At 66.7% G+C, this 19456-nt stretch carries 17 protein-coding genes; 5 read left to right on the top strand and 12 right to left on the bottom strand.

Translation table 11 applies throughout. The annotated features are described in order from the left end of the window. Positions 1–66 precede the first annotated feature (66 nt). On the top strand, positions 67–1491 hold the full coding sequence (locus AC6CHP_RS16585) for a mycothione reductase (RefSeq protein WP_498231091.1): 1425 nt from the start codon (positions 67–69) through the stop codon (positions 1489–1491). Between the two features lie 21 nt (positions 1492–1512). Here the strand turns inward: AC6CHP_RS16585 and AC6CHP_RS16590 are convergent, their stop codons facing one another. The 8 genes from AC6CHP_RS16590 to AC6CHP_RS16625 all read right to left on the bottom strand — a co-directional run bounded on the left by AC6CHP_RS16590 (position 1513) and on the right by AC6CHP_RS16625 (position 13180). Further along, positions 1513–2538 (bottom strand): nucleoside hydrolase, encoded by a 1026-nt coding sequence (locus AC6CHP_RS16590; protein WP_498231093.1) that lies wholly within the window; start codon positions 2536–2538, stop codon positions 1513–1515. A gap of 7 nt (positions 2539–2545) precedes the next feature. Continuing rightward, the gene (locus AC6CHP_RS16595; RefSeq protein ID WP_498231095.1) at positions 2546–3523 is read right to left on the bottom strand and encodes an aldo/keto reductase; all 978 of its coding nucleotides are present in this window, start codon (positions 3521–3523) and stop codon (positions 2546–2548) included. 7 nt (positions 3524–3530) lie between these two features. Continuing rightward, positions 3531–4091 carry a hypothetical protein gene (locus AC6CHP_RS16600; protein ID WP_377195666.1) on the bottom strand — a complete coding sequence of 187 codons (561 nt, stop codon included), beginning with the start codon at positions 4089–4091 and terminating at the stop codon, positions 3531–3533. Next, the gene (locus AC6CHP_RS16605; protein WP_427117316.1) at positions 4088–4705 is read right to left on the bottom strand and encodes a DUF402 domain-containing protein; all 618 of its coding nucleotides are present in this window, start codon (positions 4703–4705) and stop codon (positions 4088–4090) included. Before AC6CHP_RS16605 ends, AC6CHP_RS16600 begins: the two co-directional genes overlap by 4 nt. Beyond that, on the bottom strand, positions 4702–6675 hold the full coding sequence (dxs, locus tag AC6CHP_RS16610) for a 1-deoxy-D-xylulose-5-phosphate synthase (RefSeq protein WP_498231098.1): 1974 nt from the start codon (positions 6673–6675) through the stop codon (positions 4702–4704). The genes AC6CHP_RS16605 and dxs overlap by 4 nt, the downstream gene beginning before the upstream one ends. A 141-nt stretch (positions 6676–6816) precedes the next feature. Next, on the bottom strand, positions 6817–9642 hold the full coding sequence (locus AC6CHP_RS16615; RefSeq protein ID WP_188730062.1) for an aconitate hydratase: 2826 nt from the start codon (positions 9640–9642) through the stop codon (positions 6817–6819). Between the two features lie 179 nt (positions 9643–9821). Continuing rightward, positions 9822–11207, bottom strand: a complete 1386-nt coding sequence (locus AC6CHP_RS16620) for a class I SAM-dependent RNA methyltransferase (RefSeq protein ID WP_377195667.1) — start codon at positions 11205–11207, stop codon at positions 9822–9824. Next, the gene (locus tag AC6CHP_RS16625; RefSeq protein ID WP_498231100.1) at positions 11204–13180 is read right to left on the bottom strand and encodes an APC family permease; all 1977 of its coding nucleotides are present in this window, start codon (positions 13178–13180) and stop codon (positions 11204–11206) included. The genes AC6CHP_RS16620 and AC6CHP_RS16625 overlap by 4 nt, the downstream gene beginning before the upstream one ends. A gap of 120 nt (positions 13181–13300) precedes the next feature. Here AC6CHP_RS16625 and AC6CHP_RS16630 point away from each other — a divergent pair, with 120 nt between their 5' ends. Together AC6CHP_RS16630 and AC6CHP_RS16635 are read left to right on the top strand one after the other, a co-directional pair. Beyond that, the gene (locus AC6CHP_RS16630; protein ID WP_188730067.1) at positions 13301–13975 is read left to right on the top strand and encodes a potassium channel family protein; all 675 of its coding nucleotides are present in this window, start codon (positions 13301–13303) and stop codon (positions 13973–13975) included. Continuing rightward, on the top strand, positions 13972–14712 hold the full coding sequence (locus tag AC6CHP_RS16635; protein WP_188730069.1) for a potassium channel family protein: 741 nt from the start codon (positions 13972–13974) through the stop codon (positions 14710–14712). The genes AC6CHP_RS16630 and AC6CHP_RS16635 overlap by 4 nt, the downstream gene beginning before the upstream one ends. Here the strand turns inward: AC6CHP_RS16635 and AC6CHP_RS16640 are convergent. The 4 genes from AC6CHP_RS16640 to dut all read right to left on the bottom strand — a co-directional run bounded on the left by AC6CHP_RS16640 (position 14709) and on the right by dut (position 17233). Further along, the gene (locus tag AC6CHP_RS16640; protein ID WP_377195668.1) at positions 14709–15500 is read right to left on the bottom strand and encodes a DUF3159 domain-containing protein; all 792 of its coding nucleotides are present in this window, start codon (positions 15498–15500) and stop codon (positions 14709–14711) included. The two genes, AC6CHP_RS16635 and AC6CHP_RS16640, sit on opposite strands and share 4 nt — an antisense overlap. Then, entirely contained in the window at positions 15497–15856 is a 360-nt protein-coding gene (locus AC6CHP_RS16645; protein ID WP_377195669.1) for a single stranded DNA-binding domain-containing protein, read from the bottom strand. The genes AC6CHP_RS16640 and AC6CHP_RS16645 overlap by 4 nt, the downstream gene beginning before the upstream one ends. Beyond that, a complete protein-coding gene (locus tag AC6CHP_RS16650) occupies positions 15849–16592 on the bottom strand; it encodes a DUF3710 domain-containing protein (RefSeq protein WP_377195670.1) in 744 nt (247 codons plus the stop codon). Before AC6CHP_RS16650 ends, AC6CHP_RS16645 begins: the two co-directional genes overlap by 8 nt. Before the next feature lie 110 nt (positions 16593–16702). Beyond that, the gene (gene dut / locus AC6CHP_RS16655; protein ID WP_066275258.1) at positions 16703–17233 is read right to left on the bottom strand and encodes a dUTP diphosphatase; all 531 of its coding nucleotides are present in this window, start codon (positions 17231–17233) and stop codon (positions 16703–16705) included. Between the two features lie 209 nt (positions 17234–17442). Between dut and AC6CHP_RS16660 the strand changes: the two genes are divergently transcribed. Continuing rightward, complete coding sequence (locus AC6CHP_RS16660) at positions 17443–17931, top strand: DUF3093 domain-containing protein (protein ID WP_498231104.1); 489 nt, start codon at positions 17443–17445, stop codon at positions 17929–17931. Between the two features lie 123 nt (positions 17932–18054). Further along, complete coding sequence (gene sepH / locus AC6CHP_RS16665) at positions 18055–19395, top strand: septation protein SepH (RefSeq protein ID WP_498231106.1); 1341 nt, start codon at positions 18055–18057, stop codon at positions 19393–19395. The last annotated feature ends 61 nt before the right edge of the window (positions 19396–19456 follow it).

Genomic DNA, 19456 nt, shown 5'->3' on the forward strand with positions numbered 1-19456 from the left:
CCCGGACTGCCCTAGACTGCCCGGACAGGCAAAATCCGCCTGCCGTTGCCCGTGGAAAGACCTGCCATGCCCCACTATGACCTTGCCATCATCGGATCCGGCTCCGGCAATTCGCTGATCACGCCGTACTGGGACAACAAGCGGGTGGCTCTCATCGACGGCGGCGTGTTCGGCGGCACCTGCCTTAACGTGGGGTGCATTCCCACCAAGATGTTTGTGTATCCGGCCGGCCTGGCTGCGGCGCACCATGAGGCAGCCCGGCTCGGGGTGGACCTCAGCCTGGACAAAGTGCACTGGAACGGCATCCGGGACCGGATTTTTGGCCGGATCGATTCCATCTCCTCGGCCGGGCGGGACTACCGGGCAACGGAGCTGGACCACGTTGACCTCTATCAGGACCATGTGCACTTCACCGGCCCGCGGGCGCTGCGGACCGAATCCGGTGTGGATATCACGGCCAACCAGGTTGTGGTGGCTGCGGGGTCCAGGGCGGTCCTGCCCGACGTGCCGGGAATCGAGCTGCCGCAGGTGCACACCTCGGACACCGTGATGCGGATCGACGGGCTGCCGGAAAGGGTGGTGGTGGTTGGCGGCGGATACATCGCGGCTGAGTTCGCGGGGATCTTCCACGGCTTCGGTTCACGCGTGACCCAGGTCAACAGGACGAGCCGCCTCTTGCGCGGGCACGACGCCGACATCTCCGGGCGGTTCGCCGAGGCGGCAGCAAGCCGCTGGGGGCTGGAACTGGGCTTCTCGCTCCAGTCCATCCAGGACAATGGCAACGGCACCGTTATGGTGAACTTCGCCGATGCCGACGGCCGGCCCCTGCGCATCCCTGCGGATGTTGTGCTCCTGGCCACCGGCCGGGTTCCCAACACGGACCGGCTGGGCGTGGAGGCCGCCGGGTTCGACGTTGACGACGACGGCACCCTCGCCCACGATGCCAACCTGCGGATCCTCTCCGGCGGCACGCCCCTGGACGGCGTCTACGCCCTGGGCGACGTAGCCAACCGGTACCAGCTCAAGCACGTGGCCAACCGGGAAGCCCGCGTGGTGGCGCACAACCTGGAGCACCCGGACCGGCTGCGCCGCATCGACTACACCGCAGTGCCCGCCGCAGTCTTCTCCAACCCGCAGGTGGCATCGGTCGGCCTCACCGAAGAAGAAGCCCGGTCACGGGCAGCCGCGGGAACCGACATCGTGACGGCCGTCCAGGACTACGGCACCACCGCCTACGGCTGGGCCATGGAGGACGGGGAAGGAATCGTCAAACTTGTGGCCGAAAAGTCCTCAGGCAGGCTGCTGGGTGCCCACATCCTGGGCCATGAAGCATCCATCCTCCTCCAGCCCCTGGTACAGGCCATGGCCGGGTCGGTGCCCGTCCATGAGCTGGCCCGTGGCCCGTACTGGATCCATCCGGCGCTGACCGAGGTGGTGGAAAATGCCCTGCTGGCACTGGACGTCGACCTGCCGGAGGACGCCCCGCTGTAGTTCCGCCGTCGAAAGCGGCCGCTAGGCGAGCCGGGCGGCGAGGCCGCCGACCGCTGAGACCAGCTCGGTGAAGGCCGCTGCGGGATAGTTGGCGGAGACCACGCGGGCGTTCGGCGGTGCGCCCCAGAGTCCGCGGAAGTCTGCCACCGTGGTGCCCGCCAGGAGCGGCGACCCGGTCTCGACGTCCACTGTGGCTGGACGGGCCTCAAACTCCAGGGTGCCCGCTGCCACGCCGGCGGCGAAGAAGTCGTGGACGTGGGCCAGGTATCCCTGGTCGTAGTGCCGGTGGAACTCGAAGTAGAACCTCAGGGCGTCGGACAGGTGCCGGATGAGGGTGTTGTCCGAGGTGCTGCGCAGTCCCTCCGGTTGTCCGGGCAGCACCAGTTCCGGGATGCGGGCACCGGCCGCTTCTGCCAGCCGGCGCACGTGGTGGGGGTGCATTTCCATCCGCTCCGTGGTGTCCAGGGAGCAGATAATGGGAAGTTTTTCCGGTGCCCGGCCCCGGAACGCCGCGTACACTTCCTTGGCGGCGTGCGGGTCCACGTGCGTGTTCCACTCCGCAGTGGGCGTGGTGTTGCCCTGGTGGTAGAAGCTGCCGCCCATGATCACCACCTTGGCGAGCAGTTCGGGAAGTTCCGGTTCCTGACGCAGGGCCAACGCAAAGTTGGTCAGCGGCGCAGTGATGAGGGCGGTAAGCTCCCCGGGCCGGTTGCGGGCGTGTTCAACCCAGAGGTCGACGGCGTTCCGCTCCGACACTGCCCCTGCCGGCTGGGGCAGGACCGCGTAGCCAATTCCCTGGGGTCCGTGGGTCTCGGGAGTGGTGAGCAGCGGTATGGCCAGGGGTTCGAGTGCGCCGATGGCCACTTCCACTCCCGGCCTGCCGCACAGTTCGAGCAGTGCCAGGGTGTTGAGCGCCACCTGGTCCGCGTCCACGTTCCCAGGGGTTGCGGTGACGGAAACGAATTCCGTATCGGGCAGCGCGGAAAGGTAGGCCAGGGCCAGGGCGTCGTCGATGCCCGTGTCCACGTCCAGCAGGAAGGCGGTCATCCCGGTCCTAGAACAGGGCAACCCTGGGAGCGGCAGGGAAGATGCTGTCCAGCTCCGCGAGGTCCTTCTCCGAGGGGGCCCAGCCGGCTGATTCAGCGTTCTGGCGGACCTGTTCCGGCCCCGTGGCTCCGGCGATGACGCTGCCAACCGAGGGCTGGGCTGCCAGCCAGGAGAACGCAACCTGGATTTCGGTCAGGCCACGTTCCCGCGCGAAAGTGCTGAACCTGCCCAGTTGGTCCCAGTCGGCGTCGTGGACCAGATGCTGGCGGGTGTGGCTGAGGCGCGATCCGTCCGGGGCATGGCCGGGCGAGTACTTGCCGGTCAGCAGTCCGTTCGCGAGCGGGAAGTAGGGCAGGACACCCAGCCCGAACTCCTCCGCTGCCGGTGTCACCTCAAGTTCGGCGCGCCGGTCAAGGAGGTTGTAGTGGTTTTGCGTGGAGATGAAGCGGGCGCACCCCAGTTCCCGCGCAACGTACTCCGCCTGGGCGATCTGCCAGCCGGAACGGTTGGAGTGCCCGATGTAGCGGACTTTGCCGCTGCTGACGAGGGTGTCCAGTGCGGACAGGGTTTCGTCGATAGGGGTCAAGGGGTCCGGCGTGTGGAACTGGTAGAGGTCTATCCAGTCGGTACCCAGCCGCCGCAACGAGGCCTCCACAGCCTGGATGATGTAGCGGCGTGAGCCGCGGGCACCAAAGTCCGGGCCGCCGGCACCCTTCATGTCCATGCCGAACTTCGTGGCCAGGACGATGTCCCCACGCCTGGTGCCGAGCGCCTTCCCGAGCATCGCCTCGCTGAGCCCGGGTTCCCGCCCGTACGTGTCGGCGACGTCGAACAGGGTGATCCCGGCGTCGATCGCTGCGTGGACCACGCCGTCCGTAGCCTCCTGGGATTCGGTGGCGGTATTGGCGCGGCCGAGATTGTTGCAGCCCAGGCCGACCGTGGACACGGTCAGGCCTGACTTGCCGAGGCGGCGGTACGTGGGCATTGTGCTCCTAGAGGCTGAAGCCGGCAGCGGGCTTGGCGGAGTGCTTGAGCTTGAAGTTGGTGGGCTCGGTGAAGGGGGCGGCACCGATGCTCAGCTTGGTGAAGTCCAGGTCCTCGCCGCGAATGCAGACCTTGACGGCGTTGACGGCCTTGTTCACGTCCGGGCAGAGGCAGAAGATGTTGAGCTTGTAGTCCGTGAATTCGGAGCGTTCCACCGTCCCCAGCCCGCGCCAGGCCAGGTGGCTGATGAGGGCGTCGGTGGCCTTTTCCTCCAGGTAGCGGTCCCTGTCGGTGCCCTCCCGGGTCTTCAGCGCGAACTGGGCCACCACCCAGGATTGTTCCTGCTCCGCAATTTCGGCGTAGCCGTCCTCGGCGCACTGGGCTGCGAAGGCGTCCAGGAGGCTCTCCGCCGCCTCGGGCGTGGCGACGTCCGTTTCCTCGGTTTTGCTCTGGTGCCCCACGGCGCCGTAGTTCATGACGAACTGGCCGTAGTCCTCGTCGTACCAGGCCTCCCGAAAATGGAGGGTGCCCTCTTCGTCGCGCTTGTAAACCCTGACAATTCCGCTCATGACCGTCCCTTGGTAAACCATTCGGCGTCGGTGCCGTCGAACGGTGCGTGCTGCGCCTTCACGGCCTGGTAAAGCTGGTCCGCCGATGCCTGGAGGGATTCCACCAGGACTGCCGGGTAATCCATGGCAACGCGGTGCTCCGCGAATTCGTCCTCGTCGTCAATGAACACGCCCCTGCTGGCCGTATGGACGACGTCCAGGTCCATGTCGATGACGTGGAATTCAGAAACTGCGGGACGGATGGTGCTCCACTCGTGGGCTACTGCCAGGTCAATGTAGAGCCGAACCCCTCCCGGATGGGCGTCGTCGTAGAAAGTGGCCACCCAGTCGCCTTCGCGCGGCACCAGGAGCACGGCGTCCGATTTGGTGTAGAACGCCGCTCCCGGGCGGGAACAGAATTCATTGGTGCCCTGAAAGATCCACCAGCCATGCCGGTCCTCGCCGAGGTAGCGTCCGGGTACCACCCAGTGGGCTTTGCCGTTCCATTTACGGTTCCGTGCCACCACCAGCTGGCCGGGCTTCAGGTTCTCCGGTACCCGCGTTGCTCCCGGGTGGCTCTCCCCTGCAGGCTCCCCCAGGACGCCGGGGTATTTCAGCTCAGCCTCTCCCCTCACAGGATCGGAAGGCTGCCGGTGGTGGGGTGCTGCTGGCCGGGCAGGGGACGCGCAAAGGGGACCTTTGTGCCGAGGACCTGCGCAACGACGTCGTGCGTGATCTGCTGGGCGGTCAGGCCGACGCGGTCCAGGATCTGGGCGCGGGTGCCGTGGTCCAGGAATTCGACCGGCAAGCCTACCTCGTTCAAGGCCGTGTCCACGCCGGCCGCCCGCATTTCCTGGCGGATCCGCGAACCGACGCCGCCGGCACGTACACCGTCCTCGATGCAGATCACCAGGCGGTGGTGCGATGCCAGCGCGATGATGGAACGCGGAACGGGCAGGACCCAGCGCGGGTCCACCACGGTGGTGCTGATGCCCTGCGCGCCGAGGCGGTTGGACACGTCCAGCGCCAGTTCGGACATGGCGCCCACGCTGACGATCAGGACGTCGTTCTCTGTGGAACCGCTGGGCCGCCGGGCCAGCACGTCCACGCCGTCGCTGAGGCGTTCAAGGGCTTCCACTTCCGCCCCGACGGATCCCTTCGAGAAGCGGACCACGGTGGGTGCGTCGCCGATTGCCACAGCTTCGCGGAGCTCCTCGCGCAGCCTGCTGGCGTCGCGGGGTGCTGCCAGGTGGAGTCCGGGGACGATCTGGACCATGGACATGTCCCACATGCCGTGGTGGCTGGCGCCGTCCGGCCCGGTGACGCCTGCACGGTCCAGAACGATGGTGACGCCGGCCTTGTGCAGGGCCACGTCCATCAGGAGCTGGTCGAAGGCCCGGTTCAGGAAGGTGGCGTAGACGGCAACCACCGGGTGCAGGCCGCCGAAGGCCATGCCGGCGGCGGAGGTGAGGGCATGCTGTTCGGCAATTCCGACGTCGACCACGCGGTCAGGGTGCCGGGCCGCGAATTTGTGCAGGCCCACGGGAATGAGCATGGCTCCGGTGATGCCGACGACGTCCTTCCGCTCATCCGCGATGGCCGCTATTTCGTCGGCGAAGACCGAGGTCCAGGACTGGGCGCCGGCGGCGCCTGTGGGCTCACCGGTTTCGGGGTCGATGATGCCGACGGCATGGAACTGGTCCGCCTCGTGGGCGCGGGCGGGTGCGTAGCCGTGGCCTTTTTCGGTCATCGCATGCACAATGACCGGCCCGCCGTAGTGCCTGGCTGTGGACAGGGCATGCTCCATGGCCTGGAGGTTGTGGCCGTCCACGGGGCCGATGTACTTCATGCCGAGGTCCTCGAACATGCCTTGCGGGGCCCACCAGTCCTTGATGCCCTTTTTCATGGCGTGCAGGCTCTTGTAGGTGAACTGGCCCGCCGGTCCCCCGTTTTGGAGTTTCTTCTTCCACCACTCCAGCGCCACCTCGTAGGCCGGTGCCGTCCGGAAAGAGTCAATCGTGGGGCGCAGGGACGCGAGGTAGGCCGCGAAGCCGCCGACGGTGGGGGCGTAGGACCTGCCGTTGTCATTGACCACTATCACCACGCGGCGTTTCTTGTCCGCGGCGATGTTGTTGATGGCTTCCCAGGCCATGCCTCCGGTCAACGCACCGTCCCCCACCACGGCCACGACGTACCGGTCGCCTTCACCGGTGAGCTGGCGGGCGCGGGAGATGCCGTCCGCCCACGACAGGGAGGACGAAGCGTGCGAGCTCTCGACGATGTCGTGCTCGGATTCGGCCCGGGAAGGGTATCCGGAGATTCCGCCCTCCTGGCGCAGCGTGCTGAAGTCCTGGCGCCCGGTCAGCAGCTTGTGGACGTAGGACTGGTGCCCGGTGTCGAAGACGATGCTGTCACGGGGCGAGTCGAAGATGCGGTGCACGGCAAGGGTCAGTTCCACCACGCCAAGGTTTGGTCCGAGGTGCCCGCCCGTCTGGGAGACGTTCGTGATCAGGAAGTCCCTGACCTCCGAAGCCAGCTGCTTCAGCTGGTCTTCGGACAACTCGTTCAGGTCCTGCGGATTCCGGATGGTCTCCAAGATTCCCACTGACCCCTCCTTCAGGTGGTAGACGTGCCGTTTAACTCTAACGCCTTGGCCCGCGGGACAAGGCTCACCTGCACAGCCGAAGCCCCGGCTGGTCGGTGACCGGCCGGGGCTTCGGGAGGTGGTGCCTGCTGCCAGGAACCGCTAGTTAGCGGAGATCTGGCGCAGGACGTACTGCAGGATTCCGCCGTTGCGGTAGTAATCCGCTTCACCGGGGGTGTCGATGCGCAGGACGGCGTCGAACGTCGTCGAGCTGCCGTCCTCGGCAGTAGCGGTGACCTTGAGGGTCTTGGGCGTGGTGCCCTCGTTCAGGGCGGTGACGCCCTCCACCGAGAACGTCTCCGTGCCGGACAGGCCCAGGGTGGCTGCGGACTCTCCGGCCGGGTACTGCAGCGGCAGGACGCCCATGCCGATGAGGTTGGAGCGGTGGATGCGCTCGTAGCTCTCGGCGATAACGGCCTTGACGCCCAGCAGGGCGGTACCCTTGGCAGCCCAGTCACGGGAGGAACCGGAACCGTACTCCTTGCCGGCCAGGACCACCAGCGGGGTGCCGGCTGCCTGGTAGTTCTGCGCCGCGTCGTAAACGTAGGCCTGCGGGCCACCGTCCTGGGTGAAGTCGCGGGTGAAGCCACCCTCGACGCCGTCCAGAATCTGGTTCTTGATGCGGATGTTCGCGAACGTTCCGCGGATCATCACCTCGTGGTTGCCGCGGCGGGATCCGTAGGAGTTGAAGTCCTTGCGCTCCACGCCGTTGGCCAGGAGGTACTGGCCGGCAGGGGTGTCGGACTTGAACGAACCGGCCGGGGAGATGTGGTCGGTGGTAACCGAATCGCCCAGCTTCAGGAGCACGCGGGCGCCCGTGATGTCCTTGACCGGCTCCGGCTTGGCCTGCATGCCCTCGAAGTACGGGGGCTTACGGACGTAGGTGGAGTTCGGATCCCAGGCGAAGGTGTCGCCGGCAGGAGTGTCGAGCGCCTTCCAGCGGTCGTCACCCTCGAAGACGCCTTCGTAGCCCTTGGCGAACATTTCCTTGTCGATCGAGGAATCGATGACCTGCTGGACCTCAACCGGGTTGGGCCAGATGTCCTTCAGGAAGACGTCGTTACCGTCCTTGTCCTGGCCGAGGGCGTCGGTTTCGAAGTCGAAGTCCATGGAACCGGCCAGGGCGTAGGCGATGACCAGCGGCGGGGAAGCCAGGTAGTTCATCTTGACGTCCGGGTTGATGCGGCCTTCGAAGTTGCGGTTGCCCGAGAGGACTGCCGCAACGGCGAGGTCGTTGGCCTGGATAGCTTCGGAAACTTCGGCTTCCAGGGGGCCGGAGTTGCCGATGCAGGTGGCGCAGCCATAGCCCACGATGTAGAAGCCCAGCTTCTCCAGGTAGGGGGTCAGGCCGGACTTCTCGTAGTAGTCGGTGACAACCTTCGAGCCGGGTGCAACAGAGGTCTTGACCCACGGCTTGGACGTCAGGCCCTTGTCCACGGCGTTGCGTGCCAGGACCGCCGCGGCCAGCATGACCGAGGGGTTGGACGTGTTGGTGCAGGAGGTGATGGAGGCGATGGTGACCGCACCGTGGTCCAGCTCGAACTCGCGACCATCGGCCATCTTGACCGGAACCGGCTGGGAGATGCGTCCCGCTCCGCCGTGGCCTGCCGAGTACTTCGGTGGTTCGCGGTCGGTGTCGGAGATGTGGGTCGATCCCGCCGTGAAGGAAGGCGCGTCGGAGGCCGGGAAGGACTCCTCGAGCGACTCGTCCAGGGTGCCGGCGTCGGCATCGTGGGCGACGTAGTTCTTCAGGTCGTGGCGGAATTCGTCCTTGGCCTCGGTCAGTTCAATGCGGTCCTGCGGGCGCTTGGGGCCAGCGATGGACGGAACAACCGTGGACAGGTCCAGTTCCAGGTACTCGGAGAACTTGATCTCGCGGGAAGGATCGTGCCAGAGGCCCTGTTCCTTGGCGTAAGCCTCCACGAGTGCCACGTTCTGGTCTGAACGGCCGGTGAGGCGCAGGTAGTCCAGGGTGACGTCGTCGATGGGGAACATGGCAGCCGTGGAACCGAATTCCGGGCTCATGTTGCCGATGGTGGCGCGGTTGGCCAGCGGCACAGCGGCAACGCCTTCGCCGTAGAACTCCACGAACTTGCCCACAACGCCGTGCTTGCGGAGCTGCTCGGTGATGGTGAGCACCACGTCGGTGGCGGTGGCGCCGGCCGGGATGGAGCCGGTCAGCTTGAAGCCCACAACACGCGGGATCAGCATGGAAACGGGCTGGCCCAGCATGGCAGCCTCGGCTTCGATGCCGCCGACGCCCCATCCGAGGACACCCATGCCGTTAACCATGGTGGTGTGGGAGTCAGTACCGACGCAGGTGTCCGGGTACGCACGGAGCGCGCCGTCAACTTCGCGGGTCATGACCGTGCGGGCCAGGTATTCAATGTTGACCTGGTGCACGATGCCGGTTCCCGGCGGGACAACCTTGAAGTCGTCGAACGCGGTCTGGCCCCAGCGCAGGAACTGGTAACGCTCCCCATTGCGCTGGTATTCGATCTCCATGTTGCGCTCCAGTGCGCCGGAGTTACCGAAGGCGTCGATCTGGACCGAGTGGTCAATGACCATCTCGGCAGGCGCCAGCGGGTTGACCCGCTTGGGGTCGCCGCCCAGTTCCTTGACCGCTTCACGCATCGTCGCCAGGTCAACCACGCAGGGCACGCCGGTGAAGTCCTGCATGATCACGCGTGCAGGCGTGAACTGGATTTCTGTATCGGGCTGGGCATTGGGATCCCAGCCTGCCAGGGCGCGGACGTGATCGGCAGTGATGTTCGCGCCGTCCTCGGTCCTCAACAGGTTTTCAAGCAATACCTTGAGGCTGAACGGAAGGTTTTCTGCACCTTCAACGGAGTTCAACCGGAAAATTTCGTATTCGGTTCCGGCTACATTAAGTTTGCCTTTTGAACCGAAGCTGTCCACAGTGCTCATCGCAGGACTCCTCTCGCAACAGTTTCATCTTTGTCGCGCGGTTGACCGCCTGCTAGTTAGGAAGCCCTAATTAGATCCGGGCCCGAAAATTGCACACGGCCGGCCGTGATTACGGAGCGCGACGTGGGACTACTACGGCCATCGTAGTCGAAAACAGCGGTGGCATCATGGACCGTTCCTCAGGCGCGCGGCGTCAAGAGGGCCACTGTCTCCAGGTGGTGGGTATGCGGGTACAGGTCGAAGGCCCGGAGGCCTGACAGGTCCCACCCGGCCTGGCGGAAGTACCCTACGTCCCGGGCGAACGACGCCGGATCGCAGGATACGTAGGCAATGGCGCGGGGCTGCGCCTCAAGCAGCTGCTCCACCACGGCCTTTCCCGCGCCTGCCCGCGGCGGATCAAGGACCAGGGCGTCAAAGTTCCGCGGTTTCTGGCGGAGGACCCGCTCCACCCGGCCCTGGACGATCTCCACCTGCGGCGCTGCGTGCAGGTTCTTGCGGGCGTCCCGGCTGGTTCCGGGGGCCCCCTCCACGGACAGGACAGACCCCGTCTCCCCCACGGCGTCGGCCAGGACGGCAGTAAACAGTCCGGCGCCCGCATAGAGGTCGGCCACCACCGCGCCGGGGTGCAGGAAGCCGCCGTCCTGGAGGAATTTTGTGACGCCCCCCACAAGCGCCCCGGGCGCGTCGCGGTGGATCTGCCAGAACCCGGCGCCGGTCACCCGGTAGTCATGGCCGGCCGCTGTTTCCTGCACCCAGGTGCGGCCCCGCAACTGGTGCACCGCGTCGGTAGCGGGGTCGAACGTGGCTACGGACACTTCGCCGGGCAGTTGGGCTGCGACGGCGTTAAGCCGCTTGGGCTTGGTTCCCGAGCTTGGTGCCAGCAGCACCAGCGGACGTGAGCCGTTGGCCGGGGCCGCCACTTCCACCCGGTCGATGCCCTGCAGGTCGAGGTCCCAGAGGCGCAGGGCGTTGATGGCATCGACGGCGAGGGGCATCTCCCGGACGGGAACGATGTGCGTGGAGCGGTGCGCGTGCATGCCGAGCTTCCCGCCGGGGGTCACCGAGAAGCTGGCGCGCGTCCGCCACCCGAGGCCGTCACCGCCGTCGGCCTGTCCGCCCACTGCTTCGACGCTGTGAACGGCTCCGTCCGGCAACTCTTCGACGCCGGCAAGGCGCGTGAGCTGTTCAGCCAGGACTTCTGCCTTGAGGCTGCGCTGCCGGGCCAGCGTCATGTGGCCAAACTCCGCTCCCCCCACCGGGGGATGCCCGTGGCCCCACGCCCGCAGAGAATCGGCAGCATGCCAGAAGTGGTCCACGCGGTCCGGGGAGGCGTCAAGAACCTCCACGACGTCCGCCCGCCAGAATTTGGCCTTCTCTTCGGCGTCCGTCAGCCGTACCCGCACCTTCTCGCCGGGAATGCCGTGGCGGACGAAAATTACCCGCCCCTCGTGCCTTGCGACGCAGTGGCCGCCATGGGCCACCGGGCCGACATCGAGCACTACTTCTGTGCCGGCTGCTCCGGCGGGTGGCTGGTGAATCGTGTGCAACGGGGCCTTCGCAATCATTGGACGTCCTGCAGGTTCTTGGCTTCTTCGGATGATTTCAGCTGCCAGGGGACGCTCGCCACCATGACGCCTGGTTCAAAGTGCAGCCGGGTCTTGATGCGGAGGGCTGTCTGGTTGTGGACCAGCTGCTCCCACCATTTGCCCACCACGTATTCGGGGATGTACACAACGATCAGGTCCCGGGGCGAGTCAAGCCGCATCTGCTTGACGTAGTCCATGATGGGCGTAACCGTCTCGCGGTAGGGGCTTGCCAGTACCGTCAGCGGCACGGGGATCTCCAGCTTGTCCCAGTCGGCCACGGTCTGCGCGGTTTCCTCCGGATCGATGTCCACGGTGACGGCGTCAAGCCGGGAGGGCCGGGAAGCCCTGGCATAGGCAAGGGCCCGCAGCACGGGCTTGCGGACGTGGGACACCAGCAGCACGGCGTGCACCCGGGTGGGGAGGGCACGCGGCGAGGCGTCCTCGTCCACTGCCAGTTCCCTGGCCACGTTGTCGTAGTGGGCTTTGATGCTCCACATGATCAGGAACAGGATGAACATGGCCAGCAGGGCAATCCAGGCGCCCTGCTCGAATTTGGTGACCAGCACGATGACGAGGACCGTGGCGGTCATGCCGAAGCCGATGCTGTTGATGACGCGTGACTTGGCCATGCGGCGCCGGGCGGCTTTGTCCCTGGCCAGTTTGAGCTTCCTGCCCCAGTGCCGGATCATTCCCAGCTGGCTGGCTGTGAAGGAGATGAAGACCCCCACGATGTAGAGATGGATGAGTTTGGTGACGTCCGCGTTGAACGCCAGGATCAGCACCAGTGCACCGGCGGCGAGGGCAAGGACGCCGTTGCTGAAGGCCAGCCTGTCGCCCCTGGTCCGCAGCTGCCGGGGAAGGTATCCGTCCTGGGCGAGGATGGAACCAAGCACGGGGAAGCCGTTGAAGGCCGTGTTGGCCGCGAAGACCAGGATGACGCCGGTTGCGGCCACCACGATATAGAACGGTATGGATCCCGGCCCGAAGATGGTGTGGGCGATCTGGCTGATGGCCGGCGTCTGGATGTACCCCTCGGGCAGCGGGTTGCCGTTGAGGAGGAACTCCGTTGCGGGGTCGAGGACGATGTGTACCTTGGTGGCGTTGGCCAGGTACATGATGCCCGCCAGCATGGTGGCGCCGATGACGCCCAGCAGCAGCAGCGTGGTGGCCGCGTTCTTGCTTTTCGGCGGACGGAAGTTGGGCACGCCGTTGCTGATGGCTTCGACGCCGGTCAGCGCCGCAGCTCCTGACGAAAAGGCGCGCAGCAGCAGGAAGGCGCCGGCAAGCCCTACCAGCCCTTCGTCGAACCCGGGGGCCGGGACGATCGTGAACGCGGCGGAGGGCGCCTCCCCCAGCTGTCCGGTGGCGGCCTGGAATATGCCAACAGCAGTCATGCCCAGGATGGCTGCCATGAAGAGGTAGGTGGGAATGGCAAACATGGTGCCTGCCTCTTTCACGCCGCGCAGGTTCACCAGGGCGAGGATCGCAACGCCGACGGCGGCAATGGCCGCCTGGTTGCCGTGCAGCGACGGGACGGCGGTGGTGAGGTACGTGGCGGCCGAGGAGATGGACACCGCGACGGTCAGGACGTAGTCCACCAGCAGCGCCGAGGCTACGGTGAGTCCGGCGTACTTGCCGAGGTTTTCGCCGGCGATTTCGTAGTCGCCGCCGCCCGATGGGTACGCGTGGACGTTTTGCCGGTAGGACGCCACAACGGTGAGCAGGACCACCATGACGGCCAGGCCCACCCAGGGTGAGAACGCAACGGCGCTGACGCCCGCCAGCGCCAGGGTGAGCAGGATCTCATCGGGTGCGTACGCCACGGATGAGAGGGCGTCGGATGCGAAGACGGGAAGTGCAATCCGCTTGGGAAGCAGCGTATGGGCCAGCCGGTCATTTCGGAATGGCCGGCCCACCAGCACACGCTTGGCGGCGTTCAATATTGTCAGCACCCCACAAAGCTAGTCTGATTCCCGGACTATGTCATGACGGGCGGTGGGCGGCTGCAGCCCTGACGCTGGCGGTAGAGTTCTAGCAGCAGGACCTTGACAGGATTACAGAGGAGAAACACCGTGGCGCATTTCGTGATCATGGGATGTGGCCGGGTGGGGGCGACGCTTGCTCACACGCTGGAGGACGCCGGGCATTCTGTGGCCATCATCGATCAGGACGACCGCGCCTTCCGCCGGCTCCGGCAGGGGTTCACAGGCCGCAAGGTCACCGGTGTGGGCTTCGACCGGGACACCATGAAGCAGGCGGGGGTCGCTGAAGCGTACGCCTTCGCGGCGGTGTCCAGCGGCGACAACTCCAATATCCTCGCCACCCGCGTGGCGCGGGAAACGTTCCACGTCCCCCACGTCGTCGCCCGGATCTACGATCCCGGCCGTGCCGAGATCTACCAGCGCCTGGGCATTCCCACTGTGGCGGCGGTCCGCTGGAGCGCCGACCAGGTGCTCCGCCGCATCCTGCCCGAACAGCATCTCGCCGGTGATTTCCGGGAGCCCTCCGGCCGCCTGGTGCTGGCCGAACTGGACCTCGACGCCGGGTGGATCGGACACTCGGTCAGCAGCATCGAAAAAGCCGCCGATATCCGGGTGGCGTACCTCACCCGCTTCGGTGAGGGGATCCTGCCGGCTGCGGGTACCGCGTACCAGGACGGCGACACCGTGCACGCCATGCTCCCGGTGGACCGCAGCTCACAGGTCGCCCAGATCCTGGCCAAAGCCCCTGCCAAGGAGTCCCAGTGAAAGTCGTGATCGTTGGCGCGGGAAGCGTCGGATCGTCCATTGCCAGGGAATTGCTGGCGCACAAGCATGAGATCCTCCTGATCGACCTCAAGCCGGAAGTGATCGGACGGAGCGGCCTGCGGGGGGCGCACTGGCTGGTGGGCGACGCCTGCGAGTTGAGCACGCTCCAGGGAGCCAAGGTTGAGGACGCGGACGTGGTGGTGTCTGCCACCGGTGACGACAAGGTCAACCTGGTGGTCTCGCTGCTGGCCAAGACGGAGTTCGGGGTGGGCCGCACTGTAGGGCGGGTCAACAATCCCAAGAATGACTGGATGTTCAATGATTCCTGGGGCGTGGACGTTGCCGTTAACACCCCGCAGCTCATGACTGCCCTGGTGGAGGAAGCCGTGGAGATCGGCGACCTTGTCCGGCTGCTGACGCTCCAGACCGGGGTGTCCTCCCTGGTGGAGTTCACCGTCCCGCACGACTCTCACGTCATCGGCAGCACCGTGGGACAGATCCAGTGGCCGGAGGACTCCACGCTGGTGGCTATCCTTCGGGACCACGCCCCCATCACGCCGAGCCGGGATGACGTGATCGACGGTGGGGACGAGCTGTTCTTCGTGACGACTATCGCCGCCGAGGACGAACTGCGCGCGCTGCTTTCCCCCGACTCCTCAGAACCGCAGCCCCGGCCCGCCGACGACGCCGGCCACCTTGAGCAGCAGGGCCCGGAGGCCGACGGCTTCGACGGCTAGTTTGCCGCAGCCGGGCCGTCCTTCGGCTGGGGCTTTGGCCCGGACTCGGCCGGGGCGGGCCGCGTGACAAGCCAGGCGATCCAGACACCGAGGATGTACAGCGGCGCGCCCATGATGAGACGGGTGGTTGCCAGGGCAGCAAGTCCGTCCGGTCCCATGAGGTAGAGCGGAACCTGTACCGCGAGCCGAAGCGCAAGGACCGCAACGATGATCCAGGTGCCCAGCTGGTAGGCCTTGACCCGTGCCGGGTCCTTGCGCCAGTCGAGGCCTTCGTTCCGGATGAAACCGAAGAGCAGGCCCGCTACCGGCCATTTGAGGAAGATGGAGAGGACCATCGCCAGGATGTACCCGGCATTGGTGAAGAACCCGGGCAGGTAGAAGTCCTCTGCTTTGCCGGTGGTATTGGCCAGCCAGGCCGAGATGCCCACGCCCACCACGCCGGCGAGTGCCTGCGTCAGCGGCTTGCGCTGGACCAGCCTGACCACTGTGAAGACGGCTGCGGCGGCAAGGGCCGCCACAAGGGACAGCGTCAGTTCCCGGGTCACGGTGAAGGCAACCAGGAAGACGAGTCCCGGAGCGATGCTCTCGGCAAGGCCCTGGATCCCGCCGGCGCTCCGGAGGACGTCCACGCGGCCGTCGTGGGTCCGGTGCAGTCCTGCCTTGGCGGCATATTCCGCTGCGAGGCCCGCCATGGGGGAAGGCTCCTGCGCCGGGCCCGGCTTTCTTGCGTGGCCGGGAGTATCCGGCCCCTGGGATCCGGCGGAGGGGTCGGGCTGGGGCGCGGTCATTCGTTCTCCTGGCGGGACAGTATTTCGTAGCGTGGGTTGAACATGGTGGGCAGTCCGTTGTTCGTGGAAAGCATTCCGTCCAGCCGGATCTCCGCGCCGGCTTCAATGCCCGGCACGCGCCGGCGCCCCAGCCACACAACGCGGAGCCTCCCGCGCCGTGCACCAGCCTGGGCGGAGGCTTTTCCCGGCTCGGCGTCGGAGACCATGGCGCTGAAGGCGGCAGCCTGGTCTGCCGGGAGGAAAGTCACCGATTCGATGCGCCCCCGGCAGGTGACCCGGCCCTTGTCCGGAAGCTGGCTGATGGGGAGCGTCCCGGCGTGGTGCCGGGGCACGCCGTCCGGTGCAGGATCAGCCAATCTGTGTGGTTTCCGGGCCACGTTCCGGCTCCTGGAGCGCGGGGGCGGGCTGCGCGGGGGCGGGCTGCGGGGTGGCGGACGGCGGCGGGGTGGCGGTTGCGTCCTTCGGCAGGCGGAGCTGCAGCAGGTCCCGCGGCGGCATGGGGCTGCCGCCCCGGATCACCACAACCTGCCTGAAGAGGGCTTCCAGCGGCTCGGCAGCAGCCCGTTCCAGGGCCGCAGGGCCTCCCAGCACGCCACGAAGGAACCAGCGGGGACCGTCCACGCCAACAAAACGCGCCACCCGGTATCCCTGGCTGCCGTCGGGCAGCCCGGCCGGCAGTTTCGCCACGAGTTCAGTGCCGAAGCCTCCCTCGACTTCCTCGACCTGGCCGCCCTGCGCCCCGACGGACTGGCCGATCTGCTCACGGATTTCGTCCCACAGCCCTTCGGTCTTGGGGGCGGCGAATGCCTGCAGCTGCAGGCTCGACCCGTTGAGATCCAAGGTAACGGCCACCACGCGCTGGGTGGCTTCTTCAACCTCGAGGCGCAACTGCAGGCCCTCACTGGGTGCGATCAGCAGCGCGCCGAGGTCCACGTAGCCGTCGCGGCTGGTGATTTCGGTTTCATCAAACGGTCCGTTGGCGCGGACGCCAGAGCCTGCCGCGGTGTCCTCCGTGGACTCAGCGGTGGTCAGGGAGTCATCCGGTTCGGATGCTTCTTCCTTCTTGGCTTTCCTGCCGAGCCCAAAGACCATGAGGGTGTCTCCTTAGTTGTGAAATGTGCCGGTCCGCCCCTGAGCGGGTCCCGCCGTCGTGCTCTGCCGCTTGCCGGCAGCAAGCCTGCCGGAACGGAAAAATCCTTGTCTCAGGCCCCGGGCCGCTTGAACCCGCCGGTGGACCCGAATCCCCCGGTGCCGCGCACGGACCCGCTCAATTCGTTGACGGGGATGAACTGGGCGTACTCAACACGCTGGATCACCATCTGGGCAATTCTATCGCCGCGGTGCAGCTCAATGGGCTGGGTGGCATCGGTGTTCAGCAGGGTGACTGCTATTTCCCCGCGGTACCCGGCGTCCACCGTTCCCGGGGCGTTGACGATTGTCAGCCCGTGCCTGGTGGCCAGTCCGGAGCGGGGGTGGATAAGGGCCACGAATCCCTCAGGCAGGGCAATGGCCACTCCGGTGGGCACAAGCTTGCGCTCTCCCGGCTGCAGGACCACGTCTTCCCTGGCGCGGAGGTCAGCGCCGGCGTCGCCCGGGTGGGCGTACGAGGGCGCTTCCAGGCCCGGGTCCAGCATCTTCAGCTGGACCTGCAGGGTAGGGGCCGAGGCCAGGGGCTCATCCCCGGCAGGCGGTGCCGGGGGAAAAGTGTCTACTGCTGCGGATTGATCAGTCACAGTCACTCACTCTAACCCGCGCCCGCGGATGGGACCTAGGCCGCGGGCGGCGGCCCGCGGCCTACAGCGGGCCGGGGAACCTGCCGGGCCGGACCTCCCAGCGCGGTGCCGCGCTGGGAGGCACCGGCCGGCACAGCCGGGACAGCGGGCACAGCCGGGACAGCACCGGCCGGGATGAAATAGCAAGGGAAAGGTGGAAAGCTTGATCCATGCCCGAATCCAGTTCCGCCGCGTCCGTGCCCAGTACTCCCCCAACCGAAGCTGAGGTGACCTATCGCGAAAAGTTGTGGCCGAACGTATGGATCTGGATCATCTCGGCAGGCGTTTCCGGCGCGGGAATCCTGGTGTTCGCCCCGATCAGCGCGGCCGCCGGGTATACGGCCGCAGTGGTGCTTTTTACCATCATCGCCGTACTCCTGGTCCTTTCCACCCCGAGCATCGTGGTGACCCGGAAAACCCTGACCGTGGGGCGGGCCACCATCGAGCGCCGCTTTGTGGGTGCCGTCCAGCAGTTCCGCGGCGGGGAAGCGACGGCGGAACGCGGCACCCGGCTGAACGGGCTGGCCTACCTCTGCATCCGGGGCTGGATCGATCCGGTGGTCAAGGTTGGGATCACCGATCCATCAGACCCGACGCCGTACTGGCTGACTTCCACCCGCCGCCCCGATGAGCTGACGGCAGCCCTCTCCACGCACTAGCCGGCAGGTCCCCTTCCACCCGGATCTCCCGGAAAATCGCGGCGCGCCCTGCCCCTTGAGCCAAAACCCGGCCGCCGGATGGCAAAGTTTCGAGTGATAGCAATGCCAGGGTGGAGGATTTGTATGCAGGATCTACGGCTTGTAGGCGTACACGACGACGGGACTCACCTCCTGTTGAGCGGGGCCGGCGGCGAGATGTTCCAGCTGCCGATCGATGAAGCGCTGAGGACGGCCAGCAGGTCCGCGGTTAAGCCGCGGGTCGAGCGGCCTGCCATTCCCATGTCCCCGCGGGACATCCAGGCCCGGATCAGGGCCGGAGCCACGGCGGCGGACGTAGCCGAGGCTTCCGGGCTGCCACTGGCCAAGGTTGAACGGTACGAGGGCCCGGTCCTCGCAGAACGGGAGTACGTGGCCCAGCAGGCCCGCAAGGTGGAAGTGGCCGCGCCGTCGCCCGGGCACGACATCTACCGCTCAGCATTCGGTGACAACCCGGCCACGTTGGGCGACATGGTGGCGCACCGGCTTTCGGCGCATGGCATCGACCCCGCCTCCGTGGAGTGGGATTCATGGCGCCGCCAGGACGGGACCTGGACTGTGTCTGCCACCTTCGAGGCGAAGAACGGTGGCGCTCAGGGAATCGGCGAGGAGCCGCCCGCGCTGTGGACCTTCAGCCCGGCCCGGAAGTCCCTGCATAACGCCAACCGCTGGGCCCAGCAGCTCAGTGAGCTGGAACCCCTGGACGGACCGGTCCCGGCGCGCAGGTTGTCCGCCGTCTCCGACCGGCCCTTTGATTTTGAGACCGATGCCGACTCCGCTTCCGGCAACCAGGGCGGCAACGCCGGCCCGGCAGCAGGCAAGGATAAGGAATCCGACGGCCTTCTGGACATGCTGCGCTCGCGACGGGGCCAGCGGCTTGGCGTGGATGAGGATTCCGACGACGCCCTGGCACTGCTCCTGACCAACGGCGTTCCTGCCGCCCACCCCCGGCCCTCAGAGGTCACCCCGGAAGCGGAAGAACACGACGCCGGGCAGGAACCGGACCGTACCGAAGCTCCTGCTGCCCAGGGTGACTCCTTCGTCCGGCGGCGGGATGCCCGGCCGTCCATGCTGTCCCGGCTCAGCCTCCTGCCTCCCCAGCACGAACCCGCCGACGAGAACCTGCGGCTGCATAACGGCGTCAGCACCGATACCCGGGAAATCACCATTGTGGCTTCACCGCAGCGGGCCTCCGGCGCCGCGGCAGCCGACGCAGCACAGGGCAACGGGAACGGCACATCCGGTGGCGCGGGACTGGACGAATTGCTGGGCGGCGCCCCGAAGCGCCCTGCGCCCCGGACCGACGATTCCTCCCCCACCACCGGCCAACTGCCGGAGGCGGGCACTCCCGAACGCCAGCCCGCCAGGCCCAAGCGCTCCAGCGTTCCATCCTGGGACGAAATCGTCTTCGGTACCCGCGGGGACTAACTCTCCAGGGCCGGCGGTGCTGGCTCCCGGGCCGGCGGCCCGCACCGCCGGAGGAACTGTC

The sequence above is a fragment of the Pseudarthrobacter sp. GQ63 genome, assembly GCF_059758765.1.

Coding starts and splice junctions, on each gene's coding strand:
- AC6CHP_RS16620 (WP_377195667.1), bottom strand. CDS start 11,207: ATGATTGCGAAGGCCCCGTTGCACACGATTCACCAGCCACCCGCCGGA.
- AC6CHP_RS16595 (WP_498231095.1), bottom strand. CDS start 3,523: ATGCCCACGTACCGCCGCCTCGGCAAGTCAGGCCTGACCGTGTCCACG.
- AC6CHP_RS16650 (WP_377195670.1), bottom strand. CDS start 16,592: ATGGTCTTTGGGCTCGGCAGGAAAGCCAAGAAGGAAGAAGCATCCGAA.
- AC6CHP_RS16590 (WP_498231093.1), bottom strand. CDS start 2,538: ATGACCGCCTTCCTGCTGGACGTGGACACGGGCATCGACGACGCCCTG.
- AC6CHP_RS16640 (WP_377195668.1), bottom strand. CDS start 15,500: ATGACCGCGCCCCAGCCCGACCCCTCCGCCGGATCCCAGGGGCCGGAT.
- AC6CHP_RS16660 (WP_498231104.1), top strand. CDS start 17,443: ATGCCCGAATCCAGTTCCGCCGCGTCCGTGCCCAGTACTCCCCCAACC.
- AC6CHP_RS16600 (WP_377195666.1), bottom strand. CDS start 4,091: ATGAGCGGAATTGTCAGGGTTTACAAGCGCGACGAAGAGGGCACCCTC.
- AC6CHP_RS16585 (WP_498231091.1), top strand. CDS start 67: ATGCCCCACTATGACCTTGCCATCATCGGATCCGGCTCCGGCAATTCG.
- sepH (WP_498231106.1), top strand. CDS start 18,055: ATGCAGGATCTACGGCTTGTAGGCGTACACGACGACGGGACTCACCTC.
- AC6CHP_RS16615 (WP_188730062.1), bottom strand. CDS start 9,642: ATGAGCACTGTGGACAGCTTCGGTTCAAAAGGCAAACTTAATGTAGCC.